The organism is Thioclava litoralis, assembly GCF_045278885.1.
Taxonomy (GTDB): Bacteria; Pseudomonadota; Alphaproteobacteria; order Rhodobacterales; family Rhodobacteraceae; genus Thioclava; species Thioclava litoralis.
Genome location: NZ_CP135443.1, coordinates 1,618,383 through 1,633,164, shown reverse-complemented (window position 1 = coordinate 1,633,164; position 14,782 = coordinate 1,618,383). Strand labels below are relative to the sequence as shown.

General features: G+C 63.6%; 10 protein-coding genes. All 10 read right to left on the bottom strand.

Going from position 1 to position 14,782, the window contains the following annotated elements; all coding sequences use genetic code 11:
- Positions 1-5: 5 nt before the first annotated feature.
- On the bottom strand, positions 6-1,229 hold the full coding sequence (locus RPE78_RS07965) for a glycosyltransferase (protein ID WP_339108972.1): 1,224 nt from the start codon (positions 1,227-1,229) through the stop codon (positions 6-8).
- The gene (locus RPE78_RS07960; protein WP_406720246.1) at positions 1,226-2,809 is read right to left on the bottom strand and encodes an ABC transporter ATP-binding protein; all 1,584 of its coding nucleotides are present in this window, start codon (positions 2,807-2,809) and stop codon (positions 1,226-1,228) included. Before RPE78_RS07960 ends, RPE78_RS07965 begins: the two co-directional genes overlap by 4 nt.
- Positions 2,806-3,912: an ABC transporter permease gene (locus tag RPE78_RS07955; RefSeq protein WP_339108969.1), complete on the bottom strand. Its 1,107-nt coding sequence runs from the start codon at positions 3,910-3,912 to the stop codon at positions 2,806-2,808. The genes RPE78_RS07960 and RPE78_RS07955 overlap by 4 nt, the downstream gene beginning before the upstream one ends.
- 1 nt (position 3,913) lies before the next feature.
- Positions 3,914-5,110, bottom strand: coding sequence for an ABC transporter permease subunit (locus tag RPE78_RS07950; protein WP_339108968.1), 1,197 nt, complete (start codon positions 5,108-5,110; stop codon positions 3,914-3,916).
- A 39-nt stretch (positions 5,111-5,149) separates the two neighbouring features.
- Complete coding sequence (locus RPE78_RS07945; RefSeq protein ID WP_339108967.1) at positions 5,150-7,030, bottom strand: extracellular solute-binding protein; 1,881 nt, start codon at positions 7,028-7,030, stop codon at positions 5,150-5,152.
- Positions 7,031-7,289: 259 nt separating this feature from the next.
- Entirely contained in the window at positions 7,290-7,802 is a 513-nt protein-coding gene (locus tag RPE78_RS07940) for a c-type cytochrome (protein WP_406720245.1), read from the bottom strand.
- Between the two features lie 117 nt (positions 7,803-7,919).
- Positions 7,920-10,025, bottom strand: coding sequence for a hypothetical protein (locus tag RPE78_RS07935; protein ID WP_406720244.1), 2,106 nt, complete (start codon positions 10,023-10,025; stop codon positions 7,920-7,922).
- The gene (locus RPE78_RS07930) at positions 10,025-12,769 is read right to left on the bottom strand and encodes a DUF4159 domain-containing protein (protein WP_406720243.1); all 2,745 of its coding nucleotides are present in this window, start codon (positions 12,767-12,769) and stop codon (positions 10,025-10,027) included. The genes RPE78_RS07935 and RPE78_RS07930 overlap by 1 nt, the downstream gene beginning before the upstream one ends.
- Positions 12,769-13,677, bottom strand: coding sequence for a DUF58 domain-containing protein (locus RPE78_RS07925; protein ID WP_406721633.1), 909 nt, complete (start codon positions 13,675-13,677; stop codon positions 12,769-12,771). Before RPE78_RS07925 ends, RPE78_RS07930 begins: the two co-directional genes overlap by 1 nt.
- Positions 13,678-13,694: 17 nt before the next feature.
- Complete coding sequence (locus RPE78_RS07920) at positions 13,695-14,711, bottom strand: AAA family ATPase (RefSeq protein WP_406720242.1); 1,017 nt, start codon at positions 14,709-14,711, stop codon at positions 13,695-13,697.
- Positions 14,712-14,782: the final 71 nt, after the last annotated feature.

Genomic DNA, 14,782 nt, shown 5'->3' with positions numbered 1-14,782 from the left:
CCGCCTCAGGCACGCCCTGCGGTTTCGACAAACTCGACAAGTCTGGGCAGACACTGGCGGCGCAGATCATATTGCGCGACCATATGGGCACGCGCGGCAAGCCGCATCGGGATAAAACGCTCGGGGGCGGCCAGAGCCGCGATCAGCCGGTCCGACCACCCCTGAATATCGAAAAAGCCGACCAGCTCTCCGGTCTCCCCATCCGCGATCATCTCGCGCACGGGGGCGGTATCGGAGGCCACGACATGGCACCCCGCACTCATGCTTTCCATCAGCGACCAGCTCAGCACAAAGGGATAGGTCAGATAGGCATGGGCACGGCTGACCTGCAGCATCGCGATATAGCGGTCATAGGGGATACGCCCCAGAAAATGCACCCGCGAGAGATCCAGCCTGTCGCGGACCTCGTTGAGATAACGCTCTTTCCAGCTGATCCCGTCTTTCGGGGGGCCGCCGTAACTCTGCCCCTCCTCGCCCACGATCAACACATGGGCCTCCGGACGCGCCGCCAGCACGTCGGGCAGCGCCCGCATGAAGCTGTGATAGCCGCGATAGGGCTCCAAGGAGCGGTTGACGAAGGTCAGCACCTCGTCTCCGGGACGGAAACGCAGCCCCTTTTGCGCAATCTCGAAGACCGCATCGGGGTTGGGGCACAGCCTGTCGGTATCGACCCCGTCATGACAGATGGTGATCTTGTGCCGGAATTCGGGCTGGAAGGTCTCGGCCTGAAACCGTGTCGGGCACAGGGCCGCATCGGCCTGCACCATGGTCTGGATCAGATGTGCCGAGCGCGCCACGGTCGAGATACGGCTCTCGAACATGTCACGGGCGAATTCGGGATCGAAATCGGTATCAAGCCCCGATGTCCGGTACATCAGTTCGCCATAGATCAGCAGTCGCGCTTCCGGCCAGACCTCGCGCAGATACAGCGTCTCGCCCCAACCGGGATGGCCGAAAATCACATCCGGCACATAGCCATGCTCGCTGCGTAATTGCCGCGCGGCACGGGCCGCCTTCATCCCGCGTTCGGAAACCTGCGCATACATCCGCGTAAGGTTCGACGACAGGGTTACCTCGTCGGGCTGGCGGTATTTCACCACCCTGACCGGTGAAGGGCGGGTGTTTTTCTCGGCCGTCAGGGCCAGAACATCATGGCCGCGCGCCTGAAGCGCCGGAGCCAGATGCGGAAACTGGCCGGGAAAGTTCTGGTGCGCGAAGAGGACCTTCACACCGCCTCCCCCAAAGCTGCCGCCATCAGGTTGCGGGTATAACCGGTTTTGGGGTTGGCAAAGACATCGCCCGCCGCGCCCTGCTCGACCACCTCGCCGCGCTTCATCACCAGAACCTTATGGCTCAGCGCCCGCACCACCCGCAGGTCATGGCTGATAAACAGATAGGCCAGCCCGTGTTTGCGTTGCAGGTTGCGCAGAAGATCGACGATCTGCACCTGCACCGTCATATCCAGCGCCGAGGTCGGCTCGTCCAGAACCACCACTTTGGGGCGCAGGATCATGGCGCGGGCAATGGCGATGCGCTGCCGCTGCCCGCCCGAGAATTCATGCGGGTAGCGATGCATCGCCTCGGGCGGCAGGCCGACCTCTGCCATGATCTCCGCCACCATTTCGGTGCGGTTGCGCCCGGGCTCGAGCCCATGCACGGTCAGCCCTTCGGCGATGATCTGTTCGACCGTCATCCGCGGGCTGAGCGAGCCGAACGGGTCCTGGAACACGATCTGCATATCGCGGCGCAGCGCGCGCAGGCGCTTGCCCTCCCACTGGGCGATATTCTCGCCCGCATAGATGATCGGCCCGTCGCTTTCGATCAGCCGCATGATGGCCAGCGCCAGCGTGGTCTTGCCGGACCCGCTTTCACCCACAATGCCCAGCGTCTCCCCCGCCCGCACCGACAAAGACGCGCCATTGACGGCCTTTACATGGCCCGTCACCTTGCGCAAAAGCCCGCGTTTCACGGGAAACCAGATCTTGAGATCCTCGGTACGCACCAGTTCCGGCGCATCCTCGGGCACCGGATCGGCAAGACCTTTAGGTTCGGCGGCCAGCAGCTTGCGGGTATAGGGGTGCTGCGGATTGGCAAAGATTTCCTCGGCCGGCCCCTGCTCGACGATCTCTCCATTCTGCATGACACAGACACGGTCCGCGATACGACGCACCACGCCAAGGTCGTGGCTGATGAACAGCAGGCTCATGCCCATATCGCGCTTCAGATCGGCCAGCAGGTCAAGGATCTGCGCCTCGATCGTCACATCCAGCGCGGTGGTCGGCTCGTCGGCAATCAGCAGATCCGGCCCATTGGCCAGTGCCATCGCGATCATCACCCGCTGGCGCTGCCCGCCCGAGAGCTGATGCGGATAATCGGCCAAACGGCTTTCGGGGTCGGGGATGCCGACCTTATCCAGCAGCTCGACAATCCGTGCCTTGGCCTGCGCGCCCCGTACACCCTGATGCAGCGCCAAGCTTTCGCCCAGCTGCTTTTCCAGCGTATGGAGGGGATTGAGCGAGGTCATCGGCTCCTGGAAGATGAAGCTGATATCATTGCCGCGCACCTTGCGCAGAAGGCGCTCGGGGGCGCCCACCATCTCCTGGTTCTTATAGCGCACAGACCCCGACAGATGCGCATTCGGCCCCAGAAGCTGCACCGAAGACAGCGCCGTGATCGACTTGCCCGAGCCGGATTCCCCCACCAGCGCCACGGTCTCACCCTGCCCCACGGTAAAGCTGACGCCCTTCACCACCTCCGGCCCGCGCCCGAAACTGATCTTCAGGTCTTTGACATCGAGGATCGTGGTCATTGGAACACCTTGCGCGGGTCGAAGGCATCGCGCACGCCCTCGAAGATGAAGATCAACAGCGACAGCATCGCCGCGAATGTGAAGAAGGCCGAGAGCCCGAGCCACGGGGCCTGCAGGTTTTCCTTGCCCTGCTGCGCCAGTTCCCCCAGCGAGGGCGCCGAGGACGGCAGCCCGTAGCCAAGGTAATCCAGCGAGGCCAGCATCGAGATCGTGGCGGTCACCACGAAGGGCAGCATGGTCAGCGTCGCCACCATCGCATTGGGCAGGATATGGCGGCGCATGATCGTGCCGTCACTCACCCCCAAGGCCCGCGCGGCGCGGACATATTCGAAATTGCGCGCGCGCAGGAATTCTGCGCGCACGACCCCCACCAAGGCAGGCCAGCCAAACAGGATCGACACAAAGACCAAGAGCCAGAAACTGCGCCCCAGAATGGCGAAAAGGATGATGATCACATAGAGCGAGGGCGTCGAGGCCCAGATCTCCAGAAGCCGCTGGAAGACGATATCGACCTTGCCGCCGAAATAGCCCTGCACCGCCCCCGCCGCGACCCCGATCAGCGAGCCGACGCCGGTGACGATCAAGGTGAACAGGATCGAGGTGCGGAAGCCGTAGATCACCCGCGCCAGCACATCATGGGCGGTGTTGTCGGTGCCCAGCCAATGGGTGCTGTCGGGCGGCGAGAAGGCCGGCGCGACATCGCTGATGGTGCGGTAATTATAATGGATCAACGGCCAGATCATCCAGCCGGTCTCGACCTTTTCGCCCTCGACCGTACCTTTCTCCCGCGCCTCTTTCATATAGGCCTCGGGGTCGTCCCAGCAGGCCTCGTTACCGCCGGTGACAATCAGGCATTGCACCTCCGGCTCGCGATAGACGGCTTCGGTGCGGAAATCCCCACCGAATGTGGTCTCGGGGTAGAACCGGTAGGCCGGAAAATAGAAATGCCCGCGATAGTTCACCACGATGGGCTTGTCATTGGCCAGCACCTCGGCAAACAGCGAGGCGACAAACAGCACGCTAAAGATAACCAGCGACCAGAAGGCGCGGCGATTGGCTTTGAAATTCTGCCAGCGGCGCCGGTTGAGCGGGGAAAGTGCCATATCAGCCGCCCCTCTTCTCGAAATCGATCCGTGGATCGACAAAGACATACATCATATCCGACAGGATTCCGACCACCAGCGAGATCAGGCCAAAGACGTAAAGCGTGCCGAAGATCACCGGATAGTTCCGCTCGACCGCCGCCTGAAAGCCCAGAAGACCGAGGCCGTCGAGCGAGAAGATGGTTTCCACGATGATCGACGACCCGAAGAACACGCCCAGAAAGGTCGAGGGGAAGCCCGCGATCACGATCAGCATCGCATTGCGGAACACATGGCCGTAAAGGACGCGATGTTCGGTCAGCCCCTTGGCGCGGGCGGTGACGACATATTGCTTGTTGATCTCGTCAAGGAAGGAGTTTTTCGTCAGCAGGGTCAGCGTGGCGAAACTGGAGATCGTGATCGCCGTGATCGGCAGCACGATATGCCAGAGGTAATCCTTGGCCTTGCCGAGCGTGCTCAGCGTGTCGAAATTATCCGACGTCAGGCCCCGCAGCGGGAAGAGCCTGTAACAGGTCGGGTTCCAGCTCTCGGGGATAAAGGGGATGTGGAAGCAGTTGCCCGACACAAACAGCACCAGCAGAAGCACCGCAAACAGGAACCCCGGAATGGCATAGGCCACCACGATCACCGCCGAGGTCCATGTATCAAAGGACGTGCCATCGCGCACGGCCTTGCGGATGCCCAGCGGGATCGAAATCAGATAGGCCAGCAGCGTCGACCAGAGCCCCAGCGTGATCGACACCGGCATCTTCTCCGAAATCAGCTGCATGACCGTCTCGTTGTGGAAGTAGCTCTTGCCGAAATCGAAGGTCAGATAATGCCCCATCATGATGAAAAACCGCTCGACCGCACCGATTTTTTCGGTGCGGCATTCGGGAGCGGTGACAGAAGGCACCCCCTGATAGCCCTCTTCGCAGACGATCCGCGAAAAGCCCATCTGCACTTCCAGCTGGGCGAGCTGCTGCGGCGAGATCCCCCGCGCGCCCTGATAGCCCTGATCATCGCCGCCCTGCGCCTGTCCGGAATCGCCGCCGCCGCCGGTCAGGTTGCGCATGGAATCGCCGCCCCCCTCGACCCGCGCAAGGATCTGCTCGATCGGACCGCCGGGGACAAATTGCGTGAGGGTGAAGTTGACGATCATGATGCCGAGAAGTGTCGGTATCACAAGAAGCAACCGCTTCAGGATATAGGCGCCCATAAGTGGCCTCGCCCCTTTTCTGCCCGAGCCCCTGCGCGCTTACAGCGCGCCGGAGGCCTTCAGTTTTTCTGCTTTTGCGGCGTCATACCACCAGAAATCCATCTCGCCCAGCGAATAGGGGGGAAGGGTCTGGGGGTGATCGAAGATGTCATAATACGCGACCGTATAGGTGTTCTTGTACCATTGCGGCACCCAGAAGCGGATCGCCCGCAGCACACGGTCCAGCGCATGGACACGGGTCGTCAGCTCGTCTTCCGTCGTGGCCTGCTCGACCAGCGTGATCAGCTTGTCGACCGCCGGATTGGCCAGACCCATCGCGTTGAAGACATCCCCCACGGATTGCGACCCGAAATATTGCTGCAGATCGGACCCCGGTAGCAGATCCTGCCCGAAATGGCTGATCACCATATCGAAATCATGGCTGCGTTCGCGGCTTTGATATTGCGCGTCATCGACACGTTCGTTGACCGCCTCGATACCAAGCTGTTTGAGGTTCTCGACATAGGGGTTGATGACACGGTCCATCGACTGGCTGTCATTGAGAATGTCGATATGCAGCACCTTGCCATCCTTGCGGCGCAAACCGTCGCTGCCCACGGTCCAGCCCGCCTCCTCCAGAAGCTTCGCCGCCTGACGCAGGTTCTTGCGATCCAGCGCACGTTCACCCGATACGGGGGCCATCACCGCATCCTCCGTCAGCACCCCTTCGGGCAGATCGGCCTTCAGCGGCTCGAGGATTTTCAACTCTTCGGGGCTGGGCTTGCCAGTGGCCTCCAGCGGCGAATTCTCCCAGATCGAATTCACCCGCTCGTAAAGCCCGTGAAACAGCGTCTTATTGGACCATTCGAAGTTGAACGCCAACCCAACGGCCTCGCGCACCTTCGGGTCCTGAAACATGGGGCGGCGCATGTTCAACACGAAAGCCTGCCCCGAGGCCACATTCCCGTCGGGCAGTTCGGCCTTGACCACCGCCCCGCTTTTCACAGCAGGAAAGGTATAGCCTGTCGCCCAACTATTGGACGACGCCTCGTTGCGGAACCTATAGATCCCCACCTTGAACGCCTCGAAAGCGGCGTTGTAATCACCGAAATACTCGATGCGCAGCTTGTCGAAATTGTTCCGCCCGCGATTGATCGGCAGGTCCTTGCCCCAGTAATCGGGATTGCGCTTCCATGTGATCGAGCGGTTGTTCTTATCGCTGTCATACATATAGGGGCCGGTGCCGACCAGCGCCTCGGGGAAGGTCTTGTCCAGCGTCAGATTGAGGCGCTCGAACTGCTTTTGCTCAAAGACGGGCAGCCCCCCCACCATCTGGATCACATCGCGGCGCGGCGCATCCTTGGTGAAGGTATATTTGATCGTATGGTCATCCAGCACCTCGGCAGAGGCCACCTGCTGCGCCACAAGCTGACGGAAGCTCGACAGACCATAATCGCGCAGCTGCTCGAAGGAAAACAGCACATCCTGCGCCGTCATCGGCGTCCCGTCCGAGAAAGTGATGCCCTCGCGCAAATGGAAGATCACCCAGTCCTTGGACACGGGATATTCAAGTGTCGTGCACATCAGGCAATAGCTCTGCCCCACCGTATCGGAGGTGCCGGTCAGAATGCTTTCCTGCGGCACCGAAGCCAAGGCCGCAGCGCGGCCCTGCACCGAGTAGGGGTTGAAATTATCGAAGGCCCCGACCGTCCATTCCGACATCTCCCCCCCTTTCGGAGCCTCGGGGTTCACATAGTCGAGATGCTGGAAATCTGCGGGATATTTCAGATCATTCAGGGTCGAGATCCCATAGGCTTTCACCACGGTCTGACCACCGACCTGCGCGGCCCCCACCTCGCCCGCAACCTCTTGCGCCGCCGCCGGTCCGGCAAGCAGGGGGCTTGTGCATCCCAAAACGGCAATCATAGCAAAAGGCATCATATATCGCCGCGCTCCGCGCTCTTGCGGAACCGCCTCTACAGGCGCCTTTGTCATGTCATGCATTACCGTTCCTTTCACACAGGCTGGACCCCGTATAGGTAAAACTGCGAAAGGCCGCCTATCAAGTTGCTTCTGTGTGAAACACCTGTGAAGGCACGATTTTTGATGAGGATGCGCAGGATTGTGAAGCGGTGATGCAAAAAGAGCCACCCCCGAGGGCGGCTCTTGGAACGGTCTCTGCTTGGCGTGAAGGCCGCGGTTATTGCAGGCTTTCGATATAGGCGACCACATTGGCGCGGTCTTTGGCCTTTTTCAGACCGGCAAAGGTCATCTTGTTGCCCGGAGCGAAATCTTTGGGATTGGTCAGCCATGCATCCAGCGCCTCGTAATCCCATGTGCCGCCATGCCCCTTCAGCGCCTCGGAATAGGCGAAGCCATCGACACTGGCGATCTGGCGCCCGACCACGCCATCCAGATGCGGCCCCACAGCATTCGTGCCGTCAACCTTGTGGCAGGCCTTGCATTTATTGAAGACCTTGGCACCGGCGGCGGCATCCCCCTCGCCCATGACGACCTCGACCACATCCTCGGCCGGTGCCGCCGCACTGTCGCCGCCAATCAGACCACCGGGCGCATCGGTCATGCCCGCTGTCTGTGCATCATTGCCGCCCACAGTATAAAGCGCCTGCGCCGCCCAGCTTCCGACAAGAAAAAACAGCACAGCGCCCACCAGACCGAGGGCCGCTTTGAAGAGGTTAGAGAGTGTGAACATGGCTCATCCCGGGATGGATCATCGTCAGTAATTGCGACCATTTAATATCACCAAATGGTGAGCACTTTGACCGAGATCATGTTTTCGCTTTAAATCCGCATCTGCCGCAAGCCGGATCTATCCTGTCTGGCGACGGCGTCCCCGCCCTTCGTAAAGCCATGCCCCCACTGTCAAAAGTGCCGCCAGCACCAGCCATGCCCAAGCGGGGAGAACCGGCATCACACGGATATCGGCCACTTCGGACGCCCCGCGCGGCGTGATCCCGATCCAGCCCTGCCCGGCCGAGGGCCGGCCCTCGCGCACGCTGCGAATCTGCGGGATCCCCTCTTCCAGCCGCGTCACAGCCCCGCCAGAGCCCGCCACCGCCTGCGCCAGTGGCGCGCCCGAGGCAATGGTCTGCTCATATTCGCGCGGACTGGCCGGACCCAGCGCCACAACGCGGTCCATATCGCCCTGTTTCAGCCGGTACAGCCCCGCCTCGGACGCGGCCCATTGCGCGGTAAACCGCCCCGGTGCGGTTTCTTTCAGATCCACCTGCGCGGTCGTGCCATCGGGCCTGGTAATGGTGACAGGGCCGGTTTTCTCGGCCATGCTGCGACGGACAATGGTAAAGCCCATCGCGCCGGGCTGGACCTCGGCATACAGCGCCTCTTCCTCCAGCTCGGGCTCTTTCATCTCCCAATGGGCGATACGTTTGAGCAATTCCAGCTGCGGCCCGCCCCCGTCATAGCCGCGATCCCACAGCCATGCCTGATCGGATGCCAGAAGCGCCACCCGCCCCTTGCCTTCGCGGCTCATGACCAGAAGCGGCGCATCCTGCGCGCCCGTCAGCACGGTCTCGCCGCGCACATCGCCCAGTTCGATCTGGCGCAGCCAATGGCCCCAATGCTTGGTCCCGCCATCCTTCGCGGGATCGACCGGCGGCATCCCTGCCAGCCCCGCCGTCACCGGATGGCGCATCCCCAGCCTGGTCGGGCGCGGCAGATAGCTCTGCGAGAATACCCGCCCCGTAGGCCGTGCCGGCAGAATGTCCTTGAGCGGCGTCTGCCAGAGGCTTTCGACAGTGGCGAATTCCGGCCCCGCCGATACCAGAACCGCGCCGCCATCGCGCACATATTGCGCGATATTGGCAAAATAGCTTTGCGGCAGGATGCCCCGCGCGGCATAGCGGTCAAAGATGATCAGATCGAAGTCATGGATCTTGTCAACGAACAGCTCGCGGGTCGGAAAGGCGATCAGCGACAGTTCCGACACCGGCACCCCGTCCTGCTTTTCCGGCGGGCGCAGAATGGTGAAATGCACCAGATCCACCGCAGCGTCCGATTTCAGCAGGTTCCGCCATGTGCGCTCGCCCGCATGCGGCTCGCCCGACACCAGCAGCACGCGCAACCTGTCGCGCACTCCGTTCATCTGCACCACCGCATCGTTATTGCGGTCGGTCAGCTCGCCCGCGACCGGCGTCAGCGAGAACTGCACCACATTCTGCCCGCCGTGGTCCAGCACCAGCGGCAGCTCCAGATCCTCGCCCACATTCACCTGATAGCTTTGCGCGGCGGCCCCATCGATGGCAATCTTCAGCTCGGCCGTTTTGGGCGCCTTGTCAGGCACCTGCCCCATATCCTCGACCTTCAGCCGGATCGAGACGGGTTCTCCGATAATCCCGAAGCTCGGCGCGGACTGGATCACCAGACGGCGGTCCCAATCCGCCTTATGGCCCGTCAGCAGCACCTGAAGCGGCGCGGGCAGATCCGGCATCAGCCCCGCGTCATGCGCCTGCCCGTCGGTCACCATCAGCGCGCCCGCCACCCGTGCACGCGGCTCGGCGGCCAGCGCCTCGGCCATAGCCGAGCCCAGCAGCGTGCCCGCATTCTCGGGCGCATCGCCCACCGTGATCCGGCGCAACTCCGTATTGGGCCGCGCCTCGATCTGGCGGGTCAGGCTGGCCACCGCCTTGTCGGTCTGTGCGCTACGATCCGACAGGTTCTGGCTGGCCGAGCGGTCGTCCAGCAGGAACACGATATCCGAAAGGCTTTTGCCCTCTTCCGTCTGGATCGACGGTTGGGCCAGCGCAAGAAGCAGCACCGCAAGCGCCATGCCCCGCAAGGCCCAGCCGCGCAGCCCCCGCCAGAGCGCGACCCCCACGGCCAACCCGCAGATCACGCCCGCCAGCACCAGACTCTCCCACGGCACCAGGGGTGCCCAGATCACCGAGAGGGTGTTCATTACTGACCAAGCCTTTCCAGAAGTGCGGGCACATGCACCTGATCGGATTTATAATTGCCGGTCAGCACATGCATAATAAGATTGACCCCGAACCGGCGCGCCATCTCGCGCTGCTGGTCCCCGCCCATGCCGCGCCCGACCGGCAGCAGCGGGTTGCCGCGCGCATCCACGGCCCAGGCCCCCGCCCAGTCATTGCCACCAATTACCACGGGCGTCACCCCGTCATTGAGATCACGGAACGGCATCCCCTCGGCCTGTGCGGCCTTGCCATCCGCCGCCTCGACCCAGACCGGCCCGTCATAGCGCCCGGGAAAGCTGGCCAGCAGATAGAAGGTCCGTGTCAGCACATGATCGGGCGGAATCTGTGTCAGCGGCGGAATATCGAGCGGCGCCGCCAGAGCCTTGAGCCGCTGCCCCTCGGGGGATTCGCCCATACCGGCGGTATCGGCATCGCGGGTATCGAACAGTATCATGCCGCCCCCCCGCAGAAAGCGGTTGAGCTTGGCATAGGCTTTGGGGCTGGGCGCGGGCTGGTCCGCTGTCACGGGCCAGTAGATAAAGGTGAAAAGCGCCAGATCATCGGTTTCCAGATTCAGCGCCATCGGTGTCGAGGGTTCGACGGTGGTGCGGGCATAAAGCGTGTCCGACAGCCCCTGAAGCCCCGCCTGCGCGATGCGGTCCACCTCGGCATCGCCGGTCACCACATGCGCCAGCACCACATTGGACGCGGCAGCAATCGCACGGTCAATCGGCATCTGGTCTTGCGCGCGGACCTGCTGCCCCGCCAGCCCGCAAGCCAGCGCCACAACCGCCGCTCCGGCCAGATGCGTGGCCCGCGGCCCGCGCAGCCGCCCCGACAGCAGAAGCGAGGCCAGAATATCCACCACAAGCGCCAGCAGGGCCAGCCCGAGCAACGCGCCCTTCAGCGGCCGCGCAACCTGCGTCTGCGCCCCCTCGACGGGGATATCCGCAGACCATATGGCGGGTGCCAGCCGCCGGTCCGGTGCCACGGCATTCAGGGCCACAGCGCGGTCATCGGCGGTATAAAGCCCCGGCTTCAGATCCGGCCCTGCCGGCCCTGCGGCCAGCGTCTCGCCTGCGACACCGCTGGCGTTTTCGGCGGTCGAAAGCCGCCCGAACCCGTCAATCAGCTTTTGCGGCACCCATGTCGTGCCCGCCAGCTCGCCCGGATCGGGCTGCGCAGGACGGCTGGAAATAGCAAGACGTTCAAGCATTTGCGGGAAAAGTCCGGAAAGCGGAAGGGTAGACCATTCGGCATCCGCCGCCACATGGAACAGCACAAGCTGCCCGTCCCCCAGTCTGGAACGGGTCACCAAAGGCGTCCCGTCAGCCAGCGCGGCAATGGTGCGTGAAGCCAGATCCGGTGCCGGATCGGCCATCACCTGCGCCTTCACGGTCACATCGGACGGCACCGTCAGCCCCTCGAAGGGCGAACCGGCGGGAAACGGCGCAAGCTGGCGTGGCTGTCCCCAGCTCATCGTCCCCCCGATCGAGCGCCCGCCCGCCCGCAGATGCACCGGCAGAAGGGGGTCGCCGCTCAGATCGGCCGCGGCCATATGCGGCCCCGCAAAGCGCACCAGAAGCCCGCCCTCCTCGACCCATTCGGCCAAACGGTCAGGAGCGGAAATCTCGGCCATATCGGCCAGAATGATCACATCGGGATTGGCCACCAGCACATCGTCCAGAGTGCCCTCGATCAGATCGGCGGTGGGCTTGAGAGCCTCACGCAGATAATGGGCGGGGTCCAGCAGCTCCAGCCCCTCGCGCGAATTGGTGCCCGACACCAGCGCCACCTTGCGCCGTTTGACCGCATCATCGGTCAGGCTCACCGCCCCTGCGGAACGGAGGCCCACCACGGCAAAACGGCTCACACGATTGCGCAGCTCGGGCGGCAGATCAAAGAGCGCCACGCCTGCTGCCCCCGCCATCGTGACCGGCACACGGGCCAGTTCCCGCTCGATCCCGTTAGGGTCGAGCCCGATGGCCGCGACCTCGATGGTCGCGGTCAGCGGGGCTTGCGACCTGACCGGAACCTCGACGCCACTGTCCCTGATCCGCGCAGGCCCAAGCGCGATCACCGGCGCCTGAGACTGCCAGACGGTCAGCGGCCCGCGCACCTGCAAGGCCTGCACCAATGCCGCGCGTCCGGCGCGGTCCAGCCCGTCCGAAATCCAGAGCGTCTCGAATTTTCCCTTCGGCAGGATCTTCGCCGGTTCGATATCCTGCGGCTCCCATGCCATAGGCTGCACGCCCGCCAGCCCCTGCGCCACGGTCTCGGCGCTCAGGAATGGTGGCGGCTCGGGCGGCGGGTCACTCAGCGAAATCAGCGCCACGGGCCGCCCGTCGGCCTGCGCCTGCGCCAGAGCCTGCGAGATCCGGTCCTGACGGCGGCTCCAGTCGCGCGCCGAGGCCCAGCTGCCATCGGTCAGAATGACCAGCGGCCCCGATGCTCCCTGCACCGACATCGCGGGATGCAGCACCGGCCCCGCAAAACCGACAATCGCGGCAGCAACCGCCAGCATCCTGAGCGCCATCAGCCACCACGGCGTGCGCGCAGCCTGCACTTCCTGATCGGACAGCCCCAGAAGCAGTGCCACACCGGGAAACCGGCGGCGCACTGGCGCGGGCGGCGTGGCGCGCAGCACAAGATACAGCACCGGCAGGGCCACCAGCCCCAGCAAAAGCCAGGGGGCGGTAAACCCGACGGGTCCAAGACCCCACATCAGCGCCCCCTTTCCAGCGCGGCATGCAGCCAAAGAAGCGCCGATTGCGCCGTCTCGCCGGTATGATGGGTTCCAAACTGCCAGCCCGCGGCCCGTGCCATCCGGGCCAGCCTGTCGCGCCGCTCGGCCAGACGCAAGCGGTAGCGCGCACGCAGATCACCGGCCTTACGGGTCTCGTGGCGCAGGCTCCCCGCCATCGATTCAAAAATCGTGCGGCCATCAAAGGGGAAATCCTCCTCGACAGGGTCCAGCACCTGCAGCATTACCCCCGTCACGCCGCGCTCCGAAAGGCGCCGCAGGCTTTCGGCCATACGTTGCGGATCGCCCAGAAAATCCGACAGGAAAACCACCTTCGATTGCGCCCGCACGGCAGAGGTCTCGGGCACGCCGTAATCATCCACCGCACCGGCCTGCGCCATCATCTGCGCCAGCGTCATGATCTGCCCGCGCCCCGGCTTGGGGGTCACCAAGGCCCCCGTCAGCCCCACCCGCTCGCCCGAGCGGACCGACAGAACTGCCAGCGCCAGCGCCAGAAGCCGCGCCCGCGCGCCTTTTTCCGGTCGGGCATTGCGGCCGGTCCCGGCCCCTGTGAACTGCATCGACGCGGCATCATCCACCCATAGATGCAGCGTCTGCGCCAGTTGCCATTCGCGCTCCCGCACGAACTGGCTGTCCGAACGGCCCGACCGCCGCCAGTCGATAAACCGTGCCTCGTCGCCGCTATGGACAGGGCGGTATTGCCAGAATTCCTCGCCCGTTCCCGCACGGCGCTTGCCGTGAAAGCCCATCTGCACCGTGCGCGCAAGCTGTTCCGCCGCCAGAAGCAGGGGCGGCAATGTCGCCGCCTGCTGGTCGGCCTCGCGCCGCAAGCCCAGCACGGGAGCCTGCGAAACGGGCGCTTTTGTCATCGGAGCTTTGGAGGCGTTCACGCCGCAACCTCTTTCGCGGCTCTGGACGCCACCTCCTGCGCCACATCGGCAATGATCTGCGTCAGGTCGTCACCACGCGCCCGCGCCGAGAAACTCAGCGCCATGCGGTGCACAAGAATGGGCTCGGCCAAGGCCAGAACATCCTCGACCGAAGGGGCCAGACGTCCCTGCATCAGCGCCCGCGCCCGCACCGTCAGCATCAAGGCCTGTGCGGCCCGCGGACCGGGCCCCCAGGACAGTCTGTCCTGCACCAGCGCCGAGGCATCGGGCTCGTTGGGGCGGCAGGCGCGCACCAGATCAAGGATCATCTCGACAACCGAAGCCCCCACCGGCATCTGCCGCACCAGATTTTGCGCGCGCAGCAGCTCGTCGGGGGTGAACACCTCATGCGCCTCGCCCAGTTCGGCCCCCGTCGTGGCCAGCAGGATCGCACGCTCGGTTTCACGGTCGGGATAGACCACATTCACCTGCACCAGAAAACGGTCAAGCTGTGCCTCGGGCAGCGGATAGGTGCCTTCTTGGTCAATCGGGTTCTGGGTGGCCAGCACATGGAAGGGGCGGCCCAGCGGACGGCTTTTTCCGGCAATCGAGACCTCCTGCTCCTGCATCGCCTGCAACAGCGCCGACTGGGTGCGGGGGCTGGCGCGGTTGATCTCGTCGGCCATCAGAAGCTGGCAGAACACCGGCCCTTCGAGGAAACGGAACGCCCGCGCCCCGTCGGGGGCGGTCTCCAGCACCTCCGAGCCCAGAATATCGGCGGGCATGAGGTCAGGCGTAAACTGGATGCGGCTCGATTTGAGCCCCATCACGGTGGACAGCGTATCCACCAGCATGGTCTTGCCCAGCCCCGGCAGCCCCATCAAAAGCGCATGCCCGCCCGACAGCATCGCCGCCAGAACCAGTTCCACCACGCGCTCCTGCCCGATGAAACGCTTATTGATCGATTCCCTTGCCGCCATCAGCTTTGCGCCAAGGGTTTCAATTTCAGCGACAAGATCGGTAGGCTCGGTCATGACAATGCTCCGCGAAAAGTATTACATATAGAAAACCAGATTACGCCTCAAAACCAAATAGCTAATTCAAA

Excerpts from the sequence above, each read along its gene's own strand:
- RPE78_RS07960 (WP_406720246.1), bottom strand. The coding sequence starts at position 2,809 with ATGACCACGATCCTCGATGTCAAAGACCTGAAGATCAGTTTCGGGCGC.
- RPE78_RS07955 (WP_339108969.1), bottom strand. The coding sequence starts at position 3,912 with ATGGCACTTTCCCCGCTCAACCGGCGCCGCTGGCAGAATTTCAAAGCC.
- RPE78_RS07950 (WP_339108968.1), bottom strand. The coding sequence starts at position 5,110 with ATGGGCGCCTATATCCTGAAGCGGTTGCTTCTTGTGATACCGACACTT.
- RPE78_RS07945 (WP_339108967.1), bottom strand. The coding sequence starts at position 7,030 with ATGATGCCTTTTGCTATGATTGCCGTTTTGGGATGCACAAGCCCCCTG.
- RPE78_RS07940 (WP_406720245.1), bottom strand. The coding sequence starts at position 7,802 with ATGTTCACACTCTCTAACCTCTTCAAAGCGGCCCTCGGTCTGGTGGGC.
- RPE78_RS07935 (WP_406720244.1), bottom strand. The coding sequence starts at position 10,025 with ATGAACACCCTCTCGGTGATCTGGGCACCCCTGGTGCCGTGGGAGAGT.
- RPE78_RS07930 (WP_406720243.1), bottom strand. The coding sequence starts at position 12,769 with ATGTGGGGTCTTGGACCCGTCGGGTTTACCGCCCCCTGGCTTTTGCTG.
- RPE78_RS07925 (WP_406721633.1), bottom strand. The coding sequence starts at position 13,677 with ATGACAAAAGCGCCCGTTTCGCAGGCTCCCGTGCTGGGCTTGCGGCGC.
- RPE78_RS07920 (WP_406720242.1), bottom strand. The coding sequence starts at position 14,711 with ATGACCGAGCCTACCGATCTTGTCGCTGAAATTGAAACCCTTGGCGCA.